Consider the following 23,334-nt stretch of genomic DNA (forward strand, 5'->3'; position numbering starts at 1 on the left):
CATCCTCGATCCCCTACGTTCTTAACCGCGGATTGAGGACATCATTTATGCCCTGCCCGAGCAGATTGATGGCCAGTACGGAGAGAGCAACTGCGATTCCGGGGATCGTGCAGACCCACCAGGCACTCCGCAACACGCTACGACCCGCGCCAATCATGTAGCCCCAGCTCATCACGTTTGGATCGCTGAGTCCGAGAAAGGACAGCCCGGACTCGATGAGGATCGCCGTCGCCACCATAAGCGACCCCATCACGATGATAGGGGATAGGCAGTTCGGCAGCATTTCTCGAAAGATGATGTGAAGTCGATTGAAACCAAGTCCTGTTGCGGCCAACACGAACTCGCGCTGCTTCAGGGACAGGAATTCCGCCCGGACCAACCTCGCGACCGGTGGCCAAGAGATGATTGCAATCGTGATCACGACGTTGCTGATCGTCGGCGTGAAGATCGCCAAGATCAAAATCGCGAAAACAAAAGCGGGAATTGTCTGAAAAACCTCCGTCAGTCGCATGAGCAGCGCATCGGTATAACCGCCGGCATAGCCCGCGACCGCGCCGATGCACGTGCCGATGATCACTGCAACAAGGGTGGCGACGACGCCGACAAAAAGCGACGCTCTTGCGCCATGGACCAATCCGGCGGCGATGTCCCGCCCGAGGATGTCCGTCCCCAACGGGAATGAACTGCCTGGCGGCAAGAGCGGATCACCGACAATCGAGAAGGGACTGCCGGGGTAAACGATCGGACCGATTAGCGCCATCGCAACGACAACACAAAGGAGCGTCGTTCCAAAGACGAGGGGCGGTCCGCCCACTCGCAAAAGTCTCGTGGCCGTCAATTTCATTTGGATACCTCGATTCTTGGATCGACCAGCGAATAGACCAGATCGACGAAGAGGTTTGCGACCACGACAAGTATGCTCGATATAAGGAACACACCCATCACGACATTCAGTTCGCGAGCATGGATCGCCTCATAGATAAGAGTGCCGAGCCCTGGCCAGCCGAACACCGCCTCGATTACGACGGAGCCGCCGAACATCGCGCCGAGTTGGATTCCGATCATGGTCATGACCGGAAGGATCGCAGTGCGAGTGATGTGCGAAACCACGCGCCTATTCGGCAACCCTTTCGCCACGGCTGTCACCGCGAAATCCATACCCGCCTGTTCCAGATACGATGCCCGCATGAGGCGCGCATACAGGGCTATGTAGTAAACGGACAGCGTGGCGACCGGGAGGACCATGTGATAAATGACGTCAGTTACCCGGTCATAGCCCGTATAGAACGCCGCGACCGTCTCCATACCGCTACTGGGAAGCCAGCCAAGATTGATCGTGAAAATCACGACCAACATCAGGCCGAGCCAGAACGCAGGCACCGCCGCCCCCACGACCACTGCGAACGAAATAATCGTGTCAGCCAGCCGGTTTACCTTGACCCCCGCCAAGATCCCCAGCCCGACCCCTATGATTACGGACAAGATCAAAGCAGCCGACATGAGAATGAGCGTCGGTCCAAGCCGACTGAACACCAAATCGGCAACATCTGCCGAGTAACGGAAGGAATGACCAAAATCCAGCACGGCCACCCGTGACAAGTACATGGCGAGGCGAATGTGGAGCGGCTCGTTGAGACCGAACCGCTCCTTCATTTGCTCCACGTACTCAGGCGACGCACCGCCGCTCTCACTGGCGAGCACGTCGACCGCGTCTCCCTCGGGAAGTTGAAGGAGAAGGAAGTTTACAGCCGCGACGACGAAGACCGTCGTCACGGCTACCAGTAGCCGTCTTAGAAACCAAAAAACTTGCGACATTCTTCTGACCTTTGCTTCGTTCTCTCGGATGAAGCGGTCAAGCCGCTTTGATCCAGAGATCATACCAAGGGCCGTAAGGTCCTAAGCCGGAAGTGCTGTGTTCCATCACCACCGTGTTTGATACGGTCGCGAACTGCATGTCGTGAATATGAAGAGATGGCATTTCGTCGGCGATGATGGCTTGGAATTCGTGGTACAAGCCGGCGCGCTTTTCGCGATCCAATTCGACCATGGCCTGCTCCAGCAGCTTATCAACCTTCTCGTTGCTGAACCGCGTGACGTTGACGTACGGCACGCCGGGCTTGATTGAACTCGACAGGAAGAAGCGATGCGCGCCCAATACGGGATCAATCAGATGGTAGTGATAGGTAGAGCTGAATTGGAAGTCGTATTCTGTGTAAAGGCGCCGCGTCCAGGTCGCGGCGTCTTCGTACCGTAACGTCACGCGGATACCGACTTGCTCGAGCGCTTGCTTGATGTATTCCCCGAGCCGGCGCCATTCTTCGCCATACGGAATGATGTCGTGCACAACCTCTGCCCTAATTCCTGACGCGTCCGGCTTCAGGCCCGCGGCATCCAGGAGTTCAGCCGCCCTGGCAAGGTCCTGTTTTCGCGGGTAGTTCGGCAGATCGCCAGGGTTGATGCCGATAGCGCTGAATTGGCTAGACAGGCAGCTTTTCGCGGGCGTGCCGAAGCCCTGAAAGATGTTCTGGACAATGTATTCGCGGTCGATGACATGCGAGACCGCCTGCCGCACTTCCTTCTTGTCGAAGGGGTGCACTTTCGTATTGAATTCCAACAACGATATTGAACTCAGGCTGCCGTATCCCTCGGTTGACATATTGAGATAGGGCAGTGCGTCGAGGCGCTTCGCTTCGATCGCGGGGATCGCGCCCAGCGCCGCAAGATGGACTTCGGAGTTCTCGAGAGCTGCGACGCGCGTTGCAGCATCGGCGATAAACCGACCAACCAACCGGTCGGGCCGCGGCAGCCCCTCCCGCCAGTAGTCCTGGTTCTTTTCAAGCAGAACGAACTGCCCCCGTCGCCATTCGACGAACTTGTAGGGCCCGGTTCCAACCGGTCGATTGGCGAGATCAAGGTTCTTGAGATCCTTGCCGGCCATTAGGTGCTTCGGAACGATCGGGGTATCTTTGCCGGATAGCACGCGTGCCAAGTATGGAGTCGCCGCCGAGAACTTCATGACCACCGTAGCATCATCCGGTGTATCTACCGACACCAGGTTTTTGAGGCTGATCGACGCCCGTGGATGAAGCTTCTTGAGAACCTCCATGAACGAGAATTGAACATCGGCACTGGTGAGCGGCTCGCCATCGTGCCACTTAACGCCCTTGCGGAGTTTAAACGTAGCGCTCAGACCGTCGTCCGCGATCGAGTACTCGCTCGCCAGCCCTGGCGCTGGCTGCAACTTCGCATCGACTTCAAGAAGACCTTCATAGATCTTCGTGCCGATTTGCTCGATCGGTCCAGAAGACGAGGCATAGAGCGCCAGCGAAGGGGGTTCCGGCTGAACGAGGAATATCATCGTTCCCCCGCTTTGAGGGGAATCCGCGGCGAGTGCGCTGCTGGTCAAACCCCACGGCACCAAGAATGCCACCCCACCGCCGAGAGCCAGTTTTAGTGCCGTGCGTCTGCTGCAAGTTGCATCGATCAACTTCGTCATTACAAAGACCTCCCAATCTTCGTGCGCTCCTCAGCTCAAGTCCCTCGTGGCCCGCCCGCCTCCAGGGCGCGACCGCTCGGGTCCGAAGCTTGATCAGACTATACTCATCGGTCGGCCTGTCAATCGCATAGGTATGCTTCACATACGAATGAGGATGTTTTCAATCAACGATATTTCCACGCTCGTGCTCGCAGATGGTAGAAGTTGAGCTGACTTAGAAGCGGGGCTCCTTTTTGCCTTTCAATCTCGACGGAAGCTGTTGCCAGCTCGTGATTGGAGGATGCGCCACACCCCTTCACCGCTGGCCACCGAGCTCAACCGAGGCTTCCCTACAACGCGTAACCCGCTGCCGCCTCTCACTCGGGAAGGCTCGGTCCATTTCACGTTGCAACCAGCAACTCTACCAGTTTACGCAGCCTGCGATCGGCGCTGTTGATTTCCACTGAGAGCTGATGGAGTGGATGCCCCCTTCCGACGGCATCCACTCCATCAGCTCTCAGTGGAAATCAACACCATGCACCATGAGCGGCTACAAGTGCCCTCAACGGCACAGCCGCAAGATCGTCGGGGCGAATCAACGAAAGGGCTCCGCCCTAACGACCGATCGGAGTGCGTGCATACGCGCAGCTACACGCCTGGTTCATACGAGCCTCCACTTAGGCTTTCTTAAATTTCTATGGGTTGGAGCCGGATCAGCTACTGCGCACGGCTGCGATCATCCGCTCTACGTCGCCCTGGCGATGGGCAGGGCCCATTCGTTTCGACAGTTCTTCTTGTGCGTTCAAGATATCGCGCAGCGCCTGAGTGCCAGCCCAGTGAATTGGTCCGCCGAGCCATCGAGGAAAACCGTAACCGTTGACCAGGACCACATCGATATCACCAGCCCCCGCGGCTACGCCGTCCTCAAGCACGCATGCCGCTTCATTCAGAATCGCCGCGAGCAGCGCACACTGTATTTGCGCCGTCGAGTAGGATGTCGCCACGATGTCTGCGGCGGCACGTTCGCGTCGGATGATCTGGTCTGCCTCAGCAGACTCCTGCTTGCCGTCGTCCCTGTAATCGTACCAACCCTGCTTTGTTTTGATCCCGAGCCGTCCTGCTTCACATAGTCGGTCCGGAATAGCGACGTACCGTTCGTGCGGGTTGCGCGTTTCGGCACGACGCCTTCTCATGGCCCATGCGATATCCAGGCCCGACATGTCCGAAACTTCGAACGGCCCCATCGGAAAGCCGAATTCGCGCACGGCTGAATCCACGGCCGCAGGGGATGCGCCCTCTAGCACGAGAAGCTCAGCCTGGCCTCGGTAAGCGGAATAGATGCGGTTTGCTATGAAACCTTCCCCGACCTTCGCGAGTACTGGCTTCTTCCCTAATCCACCGGACAACTTGAAAGCAGACGCCACTGCCCATGCCGCGGATTTGTCGGTCTCGATAACTTCCACAAGCTTCATGACATCGGCCGGGCTGAAGAAATGCAGTCCGACGAGCCGGTCCGCCCACGAAAGTTCTTTGCCCAATTGGTTGATGTCGAGGTAGGAGGTGTTGGTTGCGACCATCGTGTATGGGCGGAGATGAACGGACATTTCGGCGAACAGCCGCTTCTTGGCATCCGCGTCCTCGAAGATGGCCTCCACCACCAGGTCGCAACGGCTGATGTCATTGATGGAGCCACCTGTGAGAAGCGATCGCTGTTTCCGCGCCTCGTCTTTCGATATGCGCCCACGTTCGAGCCGTGCCTCGATTGCGTCGAACATCTTGCTCATCGCCATTCGCAATAGGTCTGGATCGCGCTCGATTAGCGTGACGAGGTAGCCCGCGTTGAGGAATGCCCTCGCGATGCCTTGACCCATCGTTCCGCCGCCGATGATACCGACTTCTTTGAAGTCCCGCGCCGCCTCCCCGTCAGCTGGCTGCTGGACCGCCTTCCGTTCGGCGAAGAAGATGTGCCTCAAAGCGGCCGCCTCCTCTGTAAGGCGAAGGCGTTCGAACTCCCGGCGCTCATCCGCCAGCAAAACGCCCTCCGAGCGCTTGATCAAACCGAGCGCGATTTCGACGTTGGGTCGTAGTTGGCCCCGCTTTCGAAGTACGGCCTCAGCCTTCTCCGCCGCATCGGCGGATTCCTCCGGCATTGCAAGCTGCAATGAGGGCCTCTTTCGGCCGCCGAGCGAGTGTAAGTGTTCGATAGCAACTGTAATGGGTGAGAAATTCGTGACGACCCGGTCGATCAAGCCCAAACTTGCCGCCTTCTGAGCTTGGACAATTTCCGCGCCACAGATCATCCGGATCGACTCTGCAATCCCGATACGTCGAGGCAAGCGCTGTGTGCCGCCCGCGCCCGGAATGATGCCAAGGCTGATCTCGGGAAGGCCCAGCCGCGCGTTGGAGGAGGCCACGATTGCGTCGCAACCGAGCGCGAGCTCCAATCCGGCACCCAAGGCGATGCCGTCAATGACCGCGACGACCGGAATCGGGAGAGTTTCGATGGCCGCTATCACATCCGGCATCGTCGGTGGCAAAATCGGGCCGGAAAACTCCTTGATGTCCGCGCCGGCCATGAATGATCTGCCGTTGCCAGTCAGGATTACACCCGACGCGCCATTCGCTGAAATAAGCGCATCCAGTAATCCGCGTCGCACCGCCAGCGACGCTACGTTGACCGGTGGATTGTTGATCGACACGATCAGAATGTCGCCAGACCAATGGGACAGGACGGCGGGTTCGCCGGTCGACGTTGCGGTTCCACTCATCACTGGGTTTCCGTGGTGGCGTCCATGATCGCGCTGCGGAGGATGTCGCACATCTCGTCGATCTCCTGGCGGTTGATCGTCAGCGGCGGGGAGAGAACACACATATTGGCGATCGGCCGGACGACTAGACCCCGCTCGAAGCAAAGCCTGTCGACAACCCCTGTCAACCTCTTGTCCGACTCGTCGGCGAACGTGCGTCCAGGCTCGGTGATGCATTCGACACAGCCTATGAGGCCGGCGGTCCGTACGTCCCAGATCGAAGGTAATGTAGCGAGCCCTGCCAGTCTCTCGGCGAAATAGACGCCGACTTTCCGCACGTGTTCCAGGAGGCCGTCATTCTCGATGACGTCCATGTTCGCCAGCGCGGCGGCCGAGCTCACTGGGTGTCCGGTGTAGGTGTAGCCATTCGTGAAATAACTACCATTGGCCGCCTCGCCGCTAATCCGGGCAAGAAGGCGCTCCGAAATCGCCAACCCGCCCATCGGCACGTAGCCGGAGGTTAGCCCCTTGGCGAAGGTGATGATGTCAGGCACGACGCCGAAGACCTTTTCGGAGGCGAACCATTCACCGCATCGACCAAAAGCCGTTACGACCTCGTCGGATATGTAGATGATATCATGGCTTTCGCAGATCGCCTTGATCCGGGCGTGATATCCACGTGGCGGAATGACGACACCACCGGACGCCAGCAGTGGTTCGGCGAGGAACGCAGCCACCTTGTCCGGCCCGATCTCGTCAATGGTGCTCTCGAACTCCTCGACTAGGTCCTGCAGGAAGGCGGCTTCGCTCCTCGTCCCCCTATGTCGCTTGTCGGGGCTCGAGATGAACTTGATGCGGTCGTTCGCAATGTCGAAGTTGGGCCAGTTGCCCTCGCGCCCGGAGCAAGATGCGGTGAGCTGGGTGCTACCGTGGTATCCGTTCTTCCGAACGATGATCTTCTTTTTCTCGGGCCGGCCCAGCACGTTGTTGTAGAACTCCGTGAACCGCAGCGCGGTGTCCACCGCCGTCGAACCGCCTGTGGTGAAGAAGATGCGGTTGAGATCGCCCGGAGTCTTCTCCGCGATCCGCGCGGCCAGTTCCGAGGACGGAGAATTGATGGTGTACCAGGGCGAATTGTAGGAGAGCTTCATCGCCTGATCAGCAATCGCCTTGGCGATTTCCTGACGGCCGTAGCCGATCTGCGTGCACCACATTCCGGCAGGTCCGTCGATGTATCGGCGGCCACTCTCGTCGAACAGGTACACTCCTTCGCCATGTGTGAGCAGCGGCCTGACTTCTGTGCCGAGCTTGGACATTTCCTCCGCGGGCATAAGCAGGTGTTTACGTGCGTTTTCGGTGGCCGGGTACGCGTTCGGCCGGAGCGAGGTATCCATAGTAGGTTCCTTCTTGTGTCGCGTGTAGCGATCCGGGCGATGCTCAGAACGCAATTACCGTTCTTCCACCAGTACTCTTCGCAAGGTTCGAGAACGCCAAGTTGATGTCTTCGAGGGGACGGACTTCAATCATTTCATCGAGCTTGAGAGAACCCGATTTGTAGAAATCGACCAGGCGCGGAAAATCCCTCTGGGGGTCGCATGATCCGTACCAGCAACCAACGACGCCGACCTCCCGCACCACAGTGTCAAGCACGTCGAGCCCAAGCACTTCCTCTCTCGAAGCCATTCCGACGAGGACCAGACGGCCGCCTCGCGCCAAAAGCGCCATCGCAAGGGCTATCGTGACCCTTCGCCCCACAGCTTCGAATGCGAAATCAACACCACCGTCCGTGATGGCCTGCACGTTCGCTATGACGTCGCCTTCTTCACTGTTGACGAGATGCGTCGCGCCGAGCCGTCGCGCGAGTTCCAGGTTCTCGGAAGACCGATCAACCGCGACGATCGTTTGCGCCCCTGCGATGCGGGCCCCCTGCACGATGTTCAGTCCCACGCCACCGCAGCCGACGACAGCCACCCGATCCTGCGGTGATAATTTCGCGGTATTCAATGCCGCGCCGACACCGGTCGATACAGCGCAACCGATCAAGGACAGAGCCGTCAGAGGAGCATCGCGGGCGACAGGAACCGCCGATTGCGACGGAACCACGGTTAGCTCGGAGAATGTGGATGTAGCTCCGTAGTGGAAGACCGTCTTTCCGTTTTTGCCAAAGCGGCTCGTGCCGTCCCTCAGCGTACCGGCACTCGGCCAAGACGCATCCTCGCAATTTGCCGGCCTGCCGCGCAGACAGGGACGGCATTTGCCGCAGCTTGGCAGCCACGAAAGCACGACGTGATCCCCTGGCCGAACGTTCGTCACACCTTGACCGACGTCCTCCACGATCCCAGCGCCTTCGTGCCCTAGCACAAGCGGAAGATTGTGTGTGTACTGGCCGTTGATGGCATGGAGGTCGGAATGGCATACGCCGGCGGCCTTGATCCGGACCAAGACCTCCCCTTCCTTTGGCCCTTGAACATCGACCTCGTCGATGACGAGCGGGGCGTTGTAGTCGACGAGTAGCGCCGCTTTCGATTTCATGCCGCAGTTCCGTGCAGGTTCGCGTTTCGTGAGGCCGCCCGCTCAGAAAGAAGGCGATCCAACCAATCCGGGTTCATCTCGGGCACCGAAGACAACAGGAGCTTCGTGTAGGGGGTCCTGGGATTGTCCAGAACCTGATCTTTTTCGCCTTGCTCGACCACGACGCCGTGCTGCATGACCGCAACCTCATCGGCTACGGCTTTGACGGCCGCGATGTCATGCGTGATGAAGATGTAGGACAGCTTCAGCTCGCTCTGGAGACGGTTTAGAAGGTTCAGAATGTCGTGCTGGATCACCTGGTCCAAAGCCGAAGTGATTTCATCGCAGATGATCACGCTCGGCTCCGCCGCCAGTGCCCTTGCGATCGCGACCCTCTGCTTTTCACCACCGGAAAGCTGTTGCGGACGACGGTCGAGATACTTTGGGCCCATCTCGACCTTGCGAAGAAGTTCCAAAGTTGCGTCTTGCAACTCTTTTCCCTTGAGACCGCGCTGACGCTCAATCTGTCTCCCGACCAGTTGGCGAACGGTCTGCCTCGGATTGAGCGCATTCTCCGCTGATTGGAAAATCATCTGAATCGACCGCAGAGTCTCCTTCGACCGATGCTTGAAAGTGGGACCAAGCTTGTCGCCATTAAAGCGTATGTCACCCCCGCTCGGCGGGTGGAGGCCGGCTACGACACGCGCGAGCGTAGACTTACCGCTTCCGGATTCGCCCACGATGGCAAGCGTCCGTCCGCGCTCGAGCCTGGTCGACACGGACTTGAGGACTTGAATATTTCCATATGAGGCGTCGAGACCTCGCACGTCGAGGATAGACGCAGAAGTAGGATTGGCATCCTTGTCGAGATTCCTGACTGACCAGAGGGTCCTCGTATACTCCTCATGAGGATCGGCCAGCATCTGTCGGGTCGTAGCCTCCTCGACCTTCCTACCGTCCTTGAGAACGAGCATTCGACTGGCGATCTGCGCGCAGAGCGCCAAGTCGTGGGTGATGTAGATCGCAGTCAACCTGCTGGTTGCAACGAGGGATTTGATCGCGGCGATCACCTCGATCTGAGTAGTGACGTCCAAGGCCGTCGTCGGTTCGTCGAACACTATAAGCCGGGGACGCGACATGATAGCCATCGCGATCATCGCGCGCTGTAGCTGCCCTCCCGAGACTTGATGCGGAAAACGGTTTCCAAAAGTGTCCGCGTTCGGAAGCTGAAGCTGTTTGAAGATATCGATGGCGCGGGCGCGTGCTTCCAATACGGACATCTTACCATGCACGACCACACTTTCGATGACCTGGTCCATGAGGCGTTGGGCCGGATTGAACGAGGCCGCTGCGCTTTGGGCCACATAGGCGATCTGTTCGCCTCGCAGTTTTCGGCTCACGCGGTCGGGGACGTTGACGATGTCCTGCCCCGCGAACTTGATGGTCCCGCTCCTGACTCGACAACCGGGTCTGAGGATTCCAATCGTCGCGAGGCCGATAGTGGATTTTCCGGCCCCCGACTCTCCAATGAGGCCGAGAACCTCGCCCTCCGCCAGCGAAAAGGTAACGTCCTGGACGATCGGAAAAGCGTTGCCATCGCTGAAGCCGTCTATGCACAGCCTGTCGACGGCGAGAACTGTTTGGGTGGCTTCAGCAGCCATCGCGACCTCCATGAATGATGTCCAGATACCAATCGACGACTACGTTCACGCTTATTGTCAGGACCGCGATCGCGGCGGCGGGCACGAGTGGCGTAATGTCTCCATAGGAGATAAGGGTGGCGTTCTCGCGCACCATCGATCCCCAATCCGCGGTCGGCGGCTGAATACCGACGCCGAGGAACGACAGGGCCGAAATGGTAAGGAAGATGAAGCAGAAGCGCAGTCCGAACTCCGCGACCAATGTCGGTGAGACATTGGGGAGGATTTCCCTCAAAACGATCCATGTCGACGTCTCGCCGCGCAACTGCGCTGCAGCCACGTATTCCATCACGACCACGTTAGCGGCGGTCGCGCGGGCGATGCGGTAGACACGGGTGGCGTCGAGAACCGCGATGATCATGATGAGGTTCGGGATGGAAGCCCCGAAGATGGCCAACAGGACCAGGGCGAATACGAGTTGCGGGATTGACATGAGGATGTCGACACAACGGGACATAAGGTTATCGACCACGCCGCCGGCGAGGGCCGCCGCCATGCCAAGGACGCCTCCTATGGTGAAGGCGAGAATGGTCGTGACCAGCGCGATGCCGACCGAATTGCGAGCCCCGTAAATGAGGCGGCTAAGGACGTCACGGCCGAGCTGGTCGGTCCCCAACGGAAACTGGGACGACCATGTGTCGAACGGAATCTGGGAGACGATTTCGGCCTCGCCGTACGGGGCGATCCATGGCGCGAACACGGCGATGCAGATCACGCCGATGACGACGACAGCGGCAGACAAGGCGAAGATCGGAGCTTGGCCTAGCTTTCTGATGAAGGTGCGCCATACCGACATCGCGTCGGAGGTCTGTGCTTTGAAGGGTAATGGGTTCATCTCGGATACAACAGCCTCGGATTGGAGAGCGTCGCCGTCAGATCGGCGAAGGTGTTGAAGACGATATAGGTCGCCGCGAAAATGAGTGCGCAGGCCTGCACGACGGGAACATCTCGCGCCCGAACGGCATCTACCATCGTCTGTCCGATGCCAGGATAGTTGAACACCGTTTCGATGACGACCACGCCCACGATGAGGTAGGAGAGGTTGAACGCGATGACGTTGACGATCGGGGCCCAGGCGTTGGGCAAAGCGTGCTTGAAGACTATCCTGCCAAGCGAGAGCCCCTTACAACGGGCCATCTCGATATAGGGCTGGGACATCACGCCGATGATGGCCGCGCGTGTCATCCGGAGCATGTGGGCCATAATCGTCAAGGTCAGGGTGAGGACTGGAAGACTGATACGCAGAACCAGTTCAGTCCAGGGCATCTGCCAATCGACCTTGGAAAGCGTCGGAAGCCAACCTAGCTGGACGCCGAGGAAGAACATGAGTACGTAGGCAACCATGAATTCCGGCATCGAGATCGAAGCGAGCGTGCTCGAGTTCAGTACGCGCTCGATGAACTTGCCACGGTGTACGGCGCAGAAAATACCGAGAACGACCGAGACCGGAACGGCGATCAAGGCGGTGATACCGGCAAGCAGGAGAGAGTAACCGAGCCGATCGCCGACTACGGAACTGACGGTTATGAATTGACCGTCCGAGCTGGCGTAGGATAGGCCCAGGTCGCCTGATAGGAAGCCTAGCAGCCACTGGATGTAGCGCGACAGCAGTGGTTCGTTCAGACCCAACTGTCGTCGGATACTTTCGACCACCTCAGGGGTGGCAGATTGCCCGAGGACCTCCGAAGCGAAGTCGCCCGGCAGCAGACTTATCGTGAAGAAGATGATGGCCGATACCGCGAGAAGCGACACGACTCCAAAAACAATCCTCGTCAAAACGAGGTTAAGTGCCGGGTTCTTGAACATTCCACAGCAATCCCAATAGTCGTAGATAGGTGATGCCGGCCGACGTCGAGACGTCGGCTGGCTCGGTTGACTTCGATGCGGATCAGGCCTCGTCGACCCACCAGCGTTCCGCCATTCGGGTGTTGTCGCCGGGGAAGATGCCTCCGACATCTCCGAACCTGACCTTCTCGGAAACGGCGTTCAGGTAGCTGAGGAAGGCAACTGTGATCATACCGCCATCGTCGTGCACGATCTGCTGCATTTCCGCATACATCGCCGCCTTCTTCGTGTCATCGGCCTCGGATCGCGCCGCCTTGTACAGCTCCTCGAAGCGTGGGTTATTGAACTTCGTTGTGTTCCAGGGCGCACCGTCGATCATGGTCGTCGAATATAGCCAGTCGACAGTCGCGCGACCGTACCACTCGACCGCATAGAACGGCTTCTGCAAGAAAATCTTGCTCCAGTAACCGTCATCTGCCTCCCGGACGATATTGACGATGACACCAGCGGCCTCGGCACGCGCCTTAAACAAAACGGCGGCGTCGGTGGCTCCGGGGAAGCCGGCTTCCGCGACCGAAAGGTTGACGGTCACGGTTTCGAGGCCCGCCTTCTTGAGGAGCTCCTTCGCCTTGGCCGGGTCGTAGGCGTATTGCGGGGGCGTCTCAGCGAAGAACTTCATCGATGAGGCGACGTTGTTGTCGTTGCCCACGCGCGCCGTGCCCAGGAACACCTTTTCGATGATCTCGTCGCGAGGGAATGCGTATTTGATCGCCTCACGAACATCGGGGTTGTTGAACGGCTCGAGCTGGGTGTTCATGTCGAACGTGTAGTGGCGGGTGCTCGCGATGTCCTGGATTTTGATCTCCTTGCGGCGCTTGAGCAGACCCAACGTCTTGAGGTCGCAATCCTGCATGAAGTCGATCTCGCCCGTCATCAGCGCGTTCGCTCGGGCGGCGACGTCGAGGATCGGAATGAATTCGACCTCATCGAGGTAGGGCTTGTTTTCCTTGTGGTAGTTCGGATTCCGCGAGAGCTTCGCGGAGTTGCCGGGCGAATAGCCCTGCATCACGAACGCGCCCGTGCCCATCGGGGCGCTGATGTCGATGCCACCGCCCAACTTCGAAGGCAGGATGGGCAGGTGATAGTCTGCCATCATGTAGGAGAAATCCGGGCTCGGTCCCTTGAGCTTGAACTGGACGGAGTTCGGACCGTCCACCTTGATCTCCTCGATCTGCTCGAGAAGCGACTTCGCAGCCGACTTGGAATCCTTGCCCATATGGTGCTGGATCGAATGAATGACGTCATCCGTGGTCAAGCTCTTGCCGTTGTGAAACGTGACACCGGACCTGATCTTGAACACCCAGCGGCTCGAGTTGTCGGCCGCCTCAAAACTTTCGGCAATGTCACCGACGATGGAGCCGTCGGGCAGGATTTCAGTGAGGTTGTTGCACATCGCGCCACCGAGCGCGCACTGCGCGAAGCTTCCCGGCCAAAGGCCCGGATCAAGAGAGTCGGTGGCCGAGCCGTCCGACATGCCGAAGCGGATTTTCCCACCGCGCTTGGGTTCTGCTCGCGCAACAGATGGGGCTATCAGGGCGGCAGGCAGCACACTCAAAGCCGATATGGCCGCGGTCCTGCCCAAGAAGTCGCGGCGCGAGATCGCGCCCCTCATCACCATGCCTGCAAGTCTGTCAAATTCCGTCATCGCATTTCTCCCGGTTCGATGAATTGTTCCCGTTTGTTTAGTTTGCAGTTTCCAGCCCGAGGAAACGGGCGGCATTCCCGTGAAGCCACGCGCGCTTCACCTCGGGCTTCAGTCCAAGGCCGTCGATCTCCTCAAGCGCACTCGAAAGGGGAAGAGTCGGATATCCCGACCCAAAGATCATCCGGTCCTTGAGCAACCCTTTTCCATACTGAAGCAGCGGTTCGTATCCCGAGTTCGGGATCGACAGGACCTTCGGGCGAATAAAGACGACGCCGATCCAGAGATTGGGGTGCTTCCAGGCGACGCCGATCAATTCATGGACCCAAGGCCATCCGGGAGGAGCGGCGCAGACCTTTAGTTCTGGAAAGTGGATCATTACCTCGTCAAGCAGCGATGGCTGACCGAAAGCCATGGTCGTGTCGGAGGAGAAGTTGATGCCGCAGTGAACATTCACGGGGATCGCGAGCTCGGCGCACTTCGCATAAAGGGGGTAAAGCCGTCTGTCGTTGATGGCGACCTTGTGCTCGAAGCACTGAATGTTCAGCCCCCGAAGTCCGAGTTCCTTCACCGAGTATTCGAGCTCGCGGACGGCGGCCATCCCTTTGTGTGGATCGACGCCGGCGAAGCCAATGTAACGAGGTCCATGTGTCCTGCAGAACTCCGCGACATCCTCGTTGGATATCTTCCTGCCGAAGGTCGTCTCAAGGTCGCGTGCCTTGATCACGACATGGCTCGCGCCGACGCGGTCATAAGTGCCGAGATAGGTTTCCAGCGCGTTTTCGGACGCCTCAGTTTCAGCATCGATGACGCTGCTGTACACACGGTCGTAGTTCGACAAATGCCCCGACTTGATGGATAGCTCCTTGAGGGGGGGCTTGCTTGAATAGTCGATCAGGCCAAATTCCGCGCTTGAGGATACGTCGTTCATCAGATCACTCATTTCGTCAGCCTCCGACCTTGGTCAACATGTCGAGCACCGGTCCCCTCTTCTTCAGGTCCCGCAGGACTTCGCGAGCAGCATTGTGGCCAGGCACACCCGTCACGCCGCCGCCCGGATGAGCTGCCGATCCGCAGAGATAGAGGCCGTCGATGGGCGATCTGTAATCGGCATAACCGCCGACCGGCCGCTGGAAGAACGTCTGATCCAGTGTGAGATCGCCATGGTGGACGTGGCCGTCTGGAAGCCCGAACCGTTCCTGCAAATCCAACGGTGTGAGCACTTCGCTATGCACGATCATGTCCGCGTTAAAATCTGGCGCATGGCGGGCGATTGTGCGTATCGCGGTCTCCAGCAAGCGTTGCCTCATCTCCGGCAACGACATGCGTTGGGTCGTGCACGGCGCATGGCCGCCCATAATCTGCATGAGGTGCATGCCCGGCGGGGCGACGGTCTCGTCGTAAAGGCTGGGGATCATGATCGTGAGGAACGGGTTCTCCGACGGATGGCCCCCAAGGTGCGAATGGAACGCCTCCTCCATATAGGCAACCGTCGTCCCGATCCTTATGGAGCCGGGATAGGCGAAGCCTCGGTCCTCGGGAGAGAACGCGGTGAATTTCGGTAGCTTCGAGAGAGCAAGGTGAATTTTGAAGATGGACGACTTCGTCCTGATCCCCTTGACGTCGCGCTCGAAACTGTCTTCGTAGGGCGAATTGCAGACGAGCTTGAGAAAGGTCGTCTTAGCGTCCGCGTTTGAGATCACACAACGGCCCTGTATGACCTCGCCCGATTCCAGTCGAACGCCGGTGACCTTGCCGGATGACACGAGGATTTCCTCAACCGGGCTGCCCGTGCGGACTTCTAGCCCGTGCTTCGCCCCAGATTGCGCGATGGCGTCGGAGACGCTGCCCATACCGCCTCGGATCAAACCGCCCGCACCGGCGGGAGTCCCGTTATCTCGCAGGAGCGGTCGAAGAAGTGCGAATGCGGTCGCCGGCATCTTCATAGAGCGGTTTGTGCCGCCGCCGGTCACATAGTAGCCAAGCGCAGTGATGACCTCGTCGCTTTCGAACCACCTCGAAAGGTAGTCGAAAGCGCTCATCGTCAGGATATCGTAGAGCTCGTGGATTGCGTCGGCGTGCTTCTTGTATCTCCAAGCGAATCCGCCGGTCCTCATCATCCCTTTCAGGGACAGATCGGAGGGATCGAGTGGTGTTTCCCAGATGATATCGCGCACGAATGGCATCAGCCGCTCGAGGTTCTGGCGGAACTTCGGATAGGCTGCGGCGTCACGTTCAGAGAACTTCGCGAATTCCGCGCAGGTCTTCGCGAGATCGCCCCAGAACACAATCGACCGGCCGTCGTCGAACGGGACGAATGTGGGCGAGTGGGCAAGGACCTCAAGACCGTGTTTCTGGAGTTCGAGATCAAGAATGATCTTCGGCTGCATCAGAGACATGAGATACGCACCAGTCGACACCCTGTAGCCCGGCCATGACTCCTCACTCACGCAAGCGCCACCCTGAAGGGATCGCCGCTCGACGTTGACAACCTTCAAGCCGGCCTTCGCTAGATACGCTCCGCAAACGAGACCATTGTGTCCCGCGCCAACAATGATCGCGTCATACATTACCGACACCTCCTGCCAGTGCTTCGGCAGGCTGCGCCTGACGGTCGAAAGTGTTCGCGAGAGGCTCGGACTCCGCGACCAGCAAGTGCTTGGCCACCTTGGACGAGCCTGTCTTGGGCAAAGCCTGCCGCGTCTCGAAGTAGCGAGGAACCTTGAACGGAGCGAGGTTGCCCCTGCAGTGGTCAATCAGGGCTTCCAAGTTGTCCTGTACGCCCGAGATGCCTTCCTGCCACACGATAATGGCCTTGATCTCTTCGCCTCTGACAGGGTCCTTGACCGGGATCGCGGCAGCCTCTGAGACCAGGTCGCACGATAGAAGAACCGACTCGACTTCGCGTGCGGCGATGTTTTCTCCACTCCGCCGGATGGTGTCCTTGATGCGGCCCACGATGTAGAAGAACCCTCCGGCGTCCTGTCGGAACAGGTCACCCGTTCGGAACCAGCCGTCACGGAATGCCGCTTGGGTGGCCTGAGGATTATTATAGTATCCCGTCATAATGCCCAGTCCGCGCACTACGAGCTCGCCGACGGTGCCATGCGCAACCTCGTGGCCGCTTTCGTCGACGATCTTGCACTCGCGGAATGGACAGGGAATGCCGCAAGAACCGGAGCCGACCATTTGGGTCGCTTCGATCGGAACGTAGAGTGTGGGACCGATCTCGGTCATGCCGAAAGCTTCACGAGCACAAAGATCGAACCGCTCCTCCAGCGCCGTGTGGAGGTGGGTTGGAACACCATACACGTTTGCACGGATGACTTTGTTTTGGCTGTCCAGAGGAGACGGGTCCTGCTTGAGAGTCAGGACGGGAAGCAGGCAGAATTCGATGTCGTTGTCCCTGATCCACGACATGAAGCGGGAAGCGCTCTGCCGCTTCTCGACGATGAGCGTCGCACCCTGATAGAGCGACATCAACAGGAGCCACTGTGGGTCCATGTAGTAGAAGGGGGTCGACGCGAAAATCTTCCGGTAAGCGCGCCCGTCGCGGAAGGCGTTCACTTTGCCCGCACTGAGCCAGTACCGCTGGGTGAGCATGCAACCCTTCGGAAAGCCAGTCGTCCCGGAGGTGTACTGGATGTTCAGGAGGTCGTCGTGTCCGACATCCGGCAGGATTAGGCCTGAGGGATCGGTCTGGACCAATTCCGAGAACGAATGATGGGGCCGCTCGACGTCGTCACCCACGACAATTACGTTTTCAACTCGTAACTTCGTCGCGCCGGCGGAGATGACCTCTTCAACAAGGCTCAGCGTCTCGCCCGAAGTGATGACGAACGTTGCCTCGCTGTTTCCGATTACGTACTCAACCTCGCGCTTGCTGTAGCTGTTGTTGACAGGCACCATAACCGCACCGAGCATGCCGATGGCAAGCCAGCTGAGCGGCATTGCGGCGATATTGGGAAGCATGACTGCAACGTGCACACCCCTGCCGATGCCGGCCCGCGCGAAACCGGCCGCAAGGCGGTTGAGAGTCGGCTCGAGATCGCGATAGGTCATCTTCTCGTCAGTCGCGAGAAAGTGCCACAGCAGCTTTTCTTCGTCAGCAGACGTAGCGGCGCGCACGAGCGCCGCAATGTTCTGTGGTAACGGCTCGCTTTCAATGCGAGCTCGTCTTTCATCATGGGATTCCACCTTCGTGGACACTACTTCAACACGCTTCACGACGGCGTCCCTCACGATGCGAACCAGGTCGCCTTCCAGTCGGTGTACTTGTCGATCGCGTGGAGCGACTTGTCGCGGCCATGGCCGGACTGCTTGAAGCCGCCGAACGGTACGGACATATTGCCGCGGTCGAAGCAATTCACCCAGACGACGCCCGCTCGGATTCCCTTTGCCACGCGCTGCGCGATTCGGATGTTCTCGGTCCATACACCTGCCGCCAGACCGTAGACCGTATCGTTGGCGACCTTTACGGCCTGCTCGGCGTCCTTGACCGAAATCACAGAGAGGACAGGTCCGAAGATTTCCTCCTGTGCGATCCGCATGTCGTTGCGGACGTTGTCAAAGATCGTCGGCTGCACGAAGTAGCCGCCCGACTCGACCAGTGTTTTACCGCCACCCGTGGCGATTCTCGCTCCCTGCTGGACGCCGATTTCCATGTAGGAGAGTACGCGCTCGTACTGTTCGCGGCTGACGAGCGGCCCCATCTTGGTTTCGACGTCGAAGGGATTGCCGACCCGCAGAGCTTCGGCGTGCTTCGTGACTTTCTCGACGAGGGCATCCTTGACTGACTCCTCAACAATCACACGGGAGCCCGCATTGCAGACCTGACCTGCATTGGCGAATATACCTGCGGCGATGCTGGCGGCGGCCGCGTCGAGATCGGCGTCGGCCAAGACAACTTGCGGCGACTTGCCGCCAAGCTCGAGACTGACACGCTTACCGTTGCTCTGGCCGGCATAGATCAGGAACATTTTTCCCACCTGAGTGGAGCCAGTGAAGGTCACGCAGTCCACGTCCATGTGGCGGCCGAGGGCCTGGCCGGCCGTTTTACCAAAGCCCGACACGACATTGAAGACACCCTCGGGAATGCCAGCTTCGAGTGCGAGTTCGGCGATCCGGAGCGCAGTGTAAGGGGACTGCTCGGCCGGCTTCAGGACAACGCTATTTCCGGCGATAAGTGCGGGAGCGAACTTCCACGCGGCCATCGACAATGGGTAGTTCCACGGCACGATCGCGGCCACAACGCCCAGCGGCTCCCGGGTGACCACAGCCATCAGATCGTCGCTGGTAGGACCGACTTCACCGTAAATTTTGTCGATCGCTTCGCCGAACCAGGCCACGCAATTTGCGGCGGATGGGATATCGCCGTTGGTCGCATTGACGATGGGCTTGCCAACGTTGAGGGTCTCGAGAATACCTAGTTCCTCACGGTTTGCGAGAATGAGCTCGGAAAAGCGCAGCATGATCTTGCGGCGCTCCTGCGGGGCCATCCGCGACCAACGGCCGGACCCGAACGCCTCCCGAGCCGACCTCACCGCAAGGTCCACATCGACTTCGTCGCAAGCCGCGACTTCACCGATCACTTTGCCGTCGCCGGGGAAGATACACTCAAGAGTAGCGCCGGAACGCGCGCTGACATGCTTCCCGCCGATGAAGGATTGGGTCGGCAGCTTCACTGCCTTGGGGAGAGTTTTGAGGATGTTGGATTCAGCGCCCATACACGTTCGGTCCTTTGTGACGGTTTCATGAATTTCAGCCAAGCTACCACTTGAGATGTCAGCGAAATAATACAAAGGTGGAATCACAAAAATGCGAATAAGTTATGGGTGCGGCGTTGGAACACAGGGGGTAACATCTTGATAAACGTACGACATTTGGCGGTTTTTCGGGCGGTCATGAAGACGGGAAGCGTTTCAGGCGCGGCGCGCATGCTCGCGGTATCACAGCCTTCGGTTACAAAGACTCTCCAGCAGATCGAATGGGAGATCGGAGTCCCTCTGTTTGAGCGTGTGAAGGGCCGTCTCCAAGCCACCACGGAGAGCCTCCTCCTGATGCCCAAAGTCGATGGCGTCTTCTCAGCGATCGAGCAGGTCGAACTATTGGCCGGGCAAATCGGACGCGGGCATGCCGGACAGATATCGATCGCGACGGCGACAACGCTGGCGGCATCCATTGTCGTGCCATCGGTCGCAAAATATCGGTCGAAGCGACAGAACATCCAGATCAAGATCAGGGCGATGGCGACGCGACAGGTCGTCGAGGACGTCGGAAACAACCAGGTCGACTTCGGTCTCGCGGATGCGGCGACAATCGAGGGTTCCCTTGAGACCGAGATCATCTGCTCTGCGCAGGTCTGCTGCATCATGAGGCGCGATCACCCGCTCGCGGTCAAGGGAGCGATCGGGCTCGACGACCTGCAGGGACAGACCCTGATTTCGTTTTTCGAGGAGACCTTGGTGGGTGCGCAACTGCGCCAGAAATTCCAGAAGCCGAACGGTGGGCTTGAGATTGCGATTTCCACGAACCAATCACTCGTGGCATGTTCACTTGTCGACGAAGGTGTGGGAGTTGCCTTAATCGATCCGTTTACGGCGATATCGAACCTGTTTCCCAACTTGGTAATTAGGAAATTGCGGCCCACCATCGAGATCAAACCGCGCTTCATCATTCCGCCAAATAGGCCATTGTCCCTTGCCGCCAAAGAACTGCTCAGCGTGATCCGAGACGAGCTCACCCGTAAGATGGAAGAGGTCACGCCGGCCTCCAACCGCCTGCTGGATGACAAAGCCTAGCATCGCTTCGCAACCCCACCGCAACCAATCTCGTCGCCTACGTTCTTGCGATCTGAGCGATGCCTCCGTATATACGATCTCAAGGAATGCCCGCTGGACAGGACCCTCGTACGTTGCCCTTGAGACTTTCGAACCGATCAGTTCTAGGTCGACGGCGATTGATTGTGGACCTGTCTTAGCCAGGACAAAACTTCCAGCAGTATGTGAATGTTGTTCTTCGCCAGCTCGACGAGTCCGGCGAGATTAAGAAAATCCAGCGCAAGTGGCTCGGCCCGCTGGTTGAACATATTAAGTACTGATCAAGCGTCAACAATGAGGCCACGCTCCAATGCTTAGAGCGTGGCCTTTTGATGCGGGCCGCAATAACGCGTTAGAGCGACAGCCGCCAAGCACAATATCGAGCATCGCCTCTCGGACTTGCGGTCGACAGGCTCGTGCCGCTCGAAGCGTTTTTGATCCTTCTCTTTTGGCGGTGCGTTTGTCGGTCAGTGCGTTTGTCGGTCAACGAGGAACAGCTCCGGGTTCCACCGAACGCCGGCCCTTGACAAAGCCAAACGCATACGGGCCTGCGTCCGTCGCCCAGACAGTCTCAGCATCGGCGAGAGCAAGCGTCGATACAGACAAGACTTCTACCGCCATGCCAAAATGCAATCTACGAAGCACCTCGGACACAGCGATACAGCCCGCTATCAACCCGACAAACGGTACGGCGATCGTCCGGGTCGCCAGGCGAACGAGCCCACACTTGTTCATCCCATCTTTGGCGAGCGAGTCATATGCCGGCGCATCCCGAAAGGACGGATTCGACTGGCCGATTTGCCGTCCCCAAATAAGGCCTGCGTTTCTCGATGCGGGAAACGTATGGACACCGATGCTTTTGAAAGGAATCGAGGCCGGCTTCCACAACGAGGCCGAATCCGGCCGAATCGAGAGCACAACGAGCCTCAGCGTTGTCAACGCCGCACAGTGCAACGCCCGGCTCCAACATTGTGCGTCGACTCCAGTCGCCGAACAGGCGTTCTTCGAGCATGGTGTCAAAACCCCGCTCCTCGAGCCATCTTGCCATGACACGCGCTTTCTTTGTTCCCACATCTTTTGGGAACGACAATAGCGAAGTGCTGTAATTGGAGGCAGCTATTCTGTCGATGTCCTGAAGCATGAGTCTGGCCTTCTCTGCTCCACCGAAATCGAGCGACGCTTTGGCCCAGGCATACGCTTGTCCAAGGTTGCCGAGGCCGATTCGAGAAGAACGCGAATGCCTCAGCAGCGCACACCGCTGCGACGAGGACAGGTGCAAGGCCAATCGCCTGCTGCTCGTCGAGCCGTTTCTGCCCTTCCATCACTACGCCGCCGCGCCAGCCGCTCCATGTCAGACGCCATTGCGGCGCTCCGTTTGACGCAGGTGCCGCATTGCCTATGAGCACGGTCGTGCGTGTCGCGCATTCCCCAGCGCAGGTGGAAAGCTTGCCTCCAAGTTCAACGACGACATCCCGAATATTCCGGCCCTCACACAGCGGCGATGTTGTTACGCGATCGGGCGCACCTACAACTTCGACACCACCAAGGAAGGTTCTCGACGCCAGATTCACCAACGTGAACAAAGCGGTTTGTTCCAAGGCAGACGATACCATCGATTCGGAGGCCCGTATTGATAGGCTGAAGGACTCAAGAATCGTCATGGCTTCGCCGTGGCTGGTCGCCTTTCCGCTGCCCATAAAATATTTAGCTGTGCGGTGCAGTTCGTCGGCAGAGATAACGGGCATAGAGCTGGCTCGGAAAAATCGGACAGCCGGTATAAGTGGAATTTCTGCCTGACTTTGGCTTAAATGCCGGAAACAGGAGAGAGCATGACGAGACGACCGCGCCGGAACCACAGCCCGGCTTTCAAGGCGAAAGTGGCACTTGCAGCGTTGAGGGGTGAGCAGACCCTTGTGGAATTGTCGCAGCAGTTCGACGTGCACGCCAATCAGATCAAGCATTGGAAGGACCAGCTCCTTGAGGGGGCGACGGGTGTTTTCGGCGATGAGACTGCGCGTAGCCCACGGCACCCACCGTCGATGTGAAAACACTCCATGCCAAGATCGGAGAACTGACGCTTGAGAATGATTTTTTATCCGGTGCGCTCGGCAAAGCCGGGCTGCTGAGCGGAAAGAAATGATCAACCGCAAACACGAACTGTCGGTCGTTCGTCAGGCAAAGCTTCTCGGCGTCAGTGCAGAGGAATCTGGAGAGATTGTCCGCAGAGCTATCGCGTCCATGAAGGGTATCGAGCAAGGCTCGACGGAAGTTGCTCGGATCATCGGCGTGATCGACGACATCGCATTCCAGACAAACCTCCTGGCCCTCAACGCAGGGGTCGAAGCAGCCCGAGCTGGTGAGGCCGGTAAGGGCTTTGCGGTAGTCGCACAGGAGTACGCGAACTGGCGCAACGTTCGGCTACGGCAGCAAAGGAGATCAAGACCTTGATTAACGCTTCCGGGTTGCAGTGCCGACCTTGGTTACTCCGCCGTCGATGTCGGTCTCTCCCGACTGGTATTTCTTGGGCGTCAGTCCAAAATACGCACCGACGGTGCGGGACTTTTCGAACCGACCCGGATCGTCGACTGCCGAGCGA

At 58.6% G+C, this 23,334-nt stretch carries 16 protein-coding genes and 4 pseudogenes; 3 read left to right on the plus strand and 17 right to left on the minus strand.

Annotation, left to right across the window (positions count from 1 at the left end):
• Positions 1–13: 13 nt before the first annotated feature.
• The 15 genes and pseudogenes from AC244_RS27380 to AC244_RS27445 form a co-directional block, all read right to left on the minus strand.
• Positions 14–844 (minus strand): ABC transporter permease, encoded by an 831-nt coding sequence (locus AC244_RS27380; protein WP_053251981.1) that lies wholly within the window; start codon positions 842–844, stop codon positions 14–16.
• Positions 841–1,878, minus strand: a complete 1,038-nt coding sequence (locus AC244_RS27385) for an ABC transporter permease (protein ID WP_053251982.1) — start codon at positions 1,876–1,878, stop codon at positions 841–843. Before AC244_RS27385 ends, AC244_RS27380 begins: the two co-directional genes overlap by 4 nt.
• A complete protein-coding gene (locus tag AC244_RS27390; RefSeq protein WP_063934160.1) occupies positions 1,853–3,496 on the minus strand; it encodes an ABC transporter substrate-binding protein in 1,644 nt (547 codons plus the stop codon). Before AC244_RS27390 ends, AC244_RS27385 begins: the two co-directional genes overlap by 26 nt.
• A gap of 515 nt (positions 3,497–4,011) precedes the next feature.
• Positions 4,012–4,140, minus strand: a pseudogene (locus tag AC244_RS38785) (3-oxoadipyl-CoA thiolase); the annotation flags it as partial.
• A 48-nt stretch (positions 4,141–4,188) separates the two neighbouring features.
• The gene (locus tag AC244_RS27395) at positions 4,189–6,243 is read right to left on the minus strand and encodes a 3-hydroxyacyl-CoA dehydrogenase NAD-binding domain-containing protein (RefSeq protein WP_053251984.1); all 2,055 of its coding nucleotides are present in this window, start codon (positions 6,241–6,243) and stop codon (positions 4,189–4,191) included.
• Positions 6,243–7,616, minus strand: coding sequence for an aminotransferase (locus AC244_RS27400; protein WP_053251985.1), 1,374 nt, complete (start codon positions 7,614–7,616; stop codon positions 6,243–6,245). Before AC244_RS27400 ends, AC244_RS27395 begins: the two co-directional genes overlap by 1 nt.
• 43 nt (positions 7,617–7,659) lie before the next feature.
• The gene (locus AC244_RS27405) at positions 7,660–8,754 is read right to left on the minus strand and encodes a Zn-dependent alcohol dehydrogenase (protein WP_053251986.1); all 1,095 of its coding nucleotides are present in this window, start codon (positions 8,752–8,754) and stop codon (positions 7,660–7,662) included.
• On the minus strand, positions 8,751–10,394 hold the full coding sequence (locus tag AC244_RS27410) for an ABC transporter ATP-binding protein (RefSeq protein ID WP_053251997.1): 1,644 nt from the start codon (positions 10,392–10,394) through the stop codon (positions 8,751–8,753). Before AC244_RS27410 ends, AC244_RS27405 begins: the two co-directional genes overlap by 4 nt.
• On the minus strand, positions 10,384–11,175 hold the full coding sequence (locus AC244_RS27415) for an ABC transporter permease (protein WP_321166235.1): 792 nt from the start codon (positions 11,173–11,175) through the stop codon (positions 10,384–10,386). Before AC244_RS27415 ends, AC244_RS27410 begins: the two co-directional genes overlap by 11 nt.
• A gap of 89 nt (positions 11,176–11,264) precedes the next feature.
• The gene (locus tag AC244_RS27420) at positions 11,265–12,239 is read right to left on the minus strand and encodes an ABC transporter permease (RefSeq protein ID WP_053251987.1); all 975 of its coding nucleotides are present in this window, start codon (positions 12,237–12,239) and stop codon (positions 11,265–11,267) included.
• A gap of 82 nt (positions 12,240–12,321) precedes the next feature.
• The gene (locus AC244_RS27425; RefSeq protein WP_053251988.1) at positions 12,322–13,923 is read right to left on the minus strand and encodes an ABC transporter substrate-binding protein; all 1,602 of its coding nucleotides are present in this window, start codon (positions 13,921–13,923) and stop codon (positions 12,322–12,324) included.
• Positions 13,924–13,960: 37 nt separating this feature from the next.
• On the minus strand, positions 13,961–14,863 hold the full coding sequence (locus AC244_RS27430; RefSeq protein WP_234717042.1) for an amidohydrolase family protein: 903 nt from the start codon (positions 14,861–14,863) through the stop codon (positions 13,961–13,963).
• A gap of 4 nt (positions 14,864–14,867) precedes the next feature.
• Positions 14,868–16,490 (minus strand): phytoene desaturase family protein, encoded by a 1,623-nt coding sequence (locus AC244_RS27435; RefSeq protein WP_234717043.1) that lies wholly within the window; start codon positions 16,488–16,490, stop codon positions 14,868–14,870.
• Positions 16,483–18,147 carry a class I adenylate-forming enzyme family protein gene (locus AC244_RS27440; RefSeq protein ID WP_053252000.1) on the minus strand — a complete coding sequence of 555 codons (1,665 nt, stop codon included), beginning with the start codon at positions 18,145–18,147 and terminating at the stop codon, positions 16,483–16,485. The genes AC244_RS27435 and AC244_RS27440 overlap by 8 nt, the downstream gene beginning before the upstream one ends.
• Before the next feature lie 11 nt (positions 18,148–18,158).
• A complete protein-coding gene (locus tag AC244_RS27445) occupies positions 18,159–19,646 on the minus strand; it encodes an aldehyde dehydrogenase (protein WP_053251990.1) in 1,488 nt (495 codons plus the stop codon).
• Between the two features lie 108 nt (positions 19,647–19,754).
• Here AC244_RS27445 and AC244_RS27450 point away from each other — a divergent pair, with 108 nt between their 5' ends.
• Positions 19,755–20,720, plus strand: coding sequence for a LysR family transcriptional regulator (locus AC244_RS27450; RefSeq protein WP_268750785.1), 966 nt, complete (start codon positions 19,755–19,757; stop codon positions 20,718–20,720).
• A gap of 772 nt (positions 20,721–21,492) precedes the next feature.
• Here AC244_RS27450 and AC244_RS35730 read toward each other — a convergent pair.
• Complete coding sequence (locus AC244_RS35730; protein ID WP_082367180.1) at positions 21,493–22,023, minus strand: ThiF family adenylyltransferase; 531 nt, start codon at positions 22,021–22,023, stop codon at positions 21,493–21,495.
• Positions 22,024–22,567: 544 nt separating this feature from the next.
• On the opposite strand from AC244_RS35730, the pseudogene AC244_RS27460 reads away from it, so the two are divergent.
• Both AC244_RS27460 and AC244_RS35735 read left to right on the plus strand, forming a co-directional pair.
• A pseudogene (locus AC244_RS27460) lies at positions 22,568–22,934 on the plus strand (transposase); the annotation flags it as partial.
• Positions 22,935–23,206: pseudogene (locus AC244_RS35735) on the plus strand (methyl-accepting chemotaxis protein); the annotation flags it as partial.
• On the opposite strand, the pseudogene AC244_RS37265 reads toward AC244_RS35735, so the two are convergent.
• Positions 23,202–23,334, minus strand: a pseudogene (locus AC244_RS37265) (transposase); the annotation flags it as partial. The pseudogenes AC244_RS35735 and AC244_RS37265 sit on opposite strands and share 5 nt — an antisense overlap.

Source organism: Ensifer adhaerens, from assembly GCF_001270265.1.
GTDB lineage: Bacteria > Pseudomonadota > Alphaproteobacteria > Rhizobiales > Rhizobiaceae > Ensifer > Ensifer adhaerens_B.

What these genes read in the sequence shown, in the direction of transcription:
- AC244_RS27380 (WP_053251981.1), bottom strand. Translation starts at nt 844, where the DNA reads ATGAAATTGACGGCCACGAGACTTTTGCGAGTGGGCGGACCGCCCCTC.
- AC244_RS27385 (WP_053251982.1), bottom strand. Translation starts at nt 1,878, where the DNA reads ATGATCTCTGGATCAAAGCGGCTTGACCGCTTCATCCGAGAGAACGAA.
- AC244_RS27390 (WP_063934160.1), bottom strand. Translation starts at nt 3,496, where the DNA reads ATGACGAAGTTGATCGATGCAACTTGCAGCAGACGCACGGCACTAAAA.
- AC244_RS27395 (WP_053251984.1), bottom strand. Translation starts at nt 6,243, where the DNA reads ATGAGTGGAACCGCAACGTCGACCGGCGAACCCGCCGTCCTGTCCCAT.
- AC244_RS27400 (WP_053251985.1), bottom strand. Translation starts at nt 7,616, where the DNA reads ATGGATACCTCGCTCCGGCCGAACGCGTACCCGGCCACCGAAAACGCA.
- AC244_RS27405 (WP_053251986.1), bottom strand. Translation starts at nt 8,754, where the DNA reads ATGAAATCGAAAGCGGCGCTACTCGTCGACTACAACGCCCCGCTCGTC.
- AC244_RS27410 (WP_053251997.1), bottom strand. Translation starts at nt 10,394, where the DNA reads ATGGCTGCTGAAGCCACCCAAACAGTTCTCGCCGTCGACAGGCTGTGC.
- AC244_RS27420 (WP_053251987.1), bottom strand. Translation starts at nt 12,239, where the DNA reads ATGTTCAAGAACCCGGCACTTAACCTCGTTTTGACGAGGATTGTTTTT.
- AC244_RS27425 (WP_053251988.1), bottom strand. Translation starts at nt 13,923, where the DNA reads ATGACGGAATTTGACAGACTTGCAGGCATGGTGATGAGGGGCGCGATC.
- AC244_RS27430 (WP_234717042.1), bottom strand. Translation starts at nt 14,863, where the DNA reads ATGAGTGATCTGATGAACGACGTATCCTCAAGCGCGGAATTTGGCCTG.
- AC244_RS27435 (WP_234717043.1), bottom strand. Translation starts at nt 16,490, where the DNA reads ATGTATGACGCGATCATTGTTGGCGCGGGACACAATGGTCTCGTTTGC.
- AC244_RS27445 (WP_053251990.1), bottom strand. Translation starts at nt 19,646, where the DNA reads ATGGGCGCTGAATCCAACATCCTCAAAACTCTCCCCAAGGCAGTGAAG.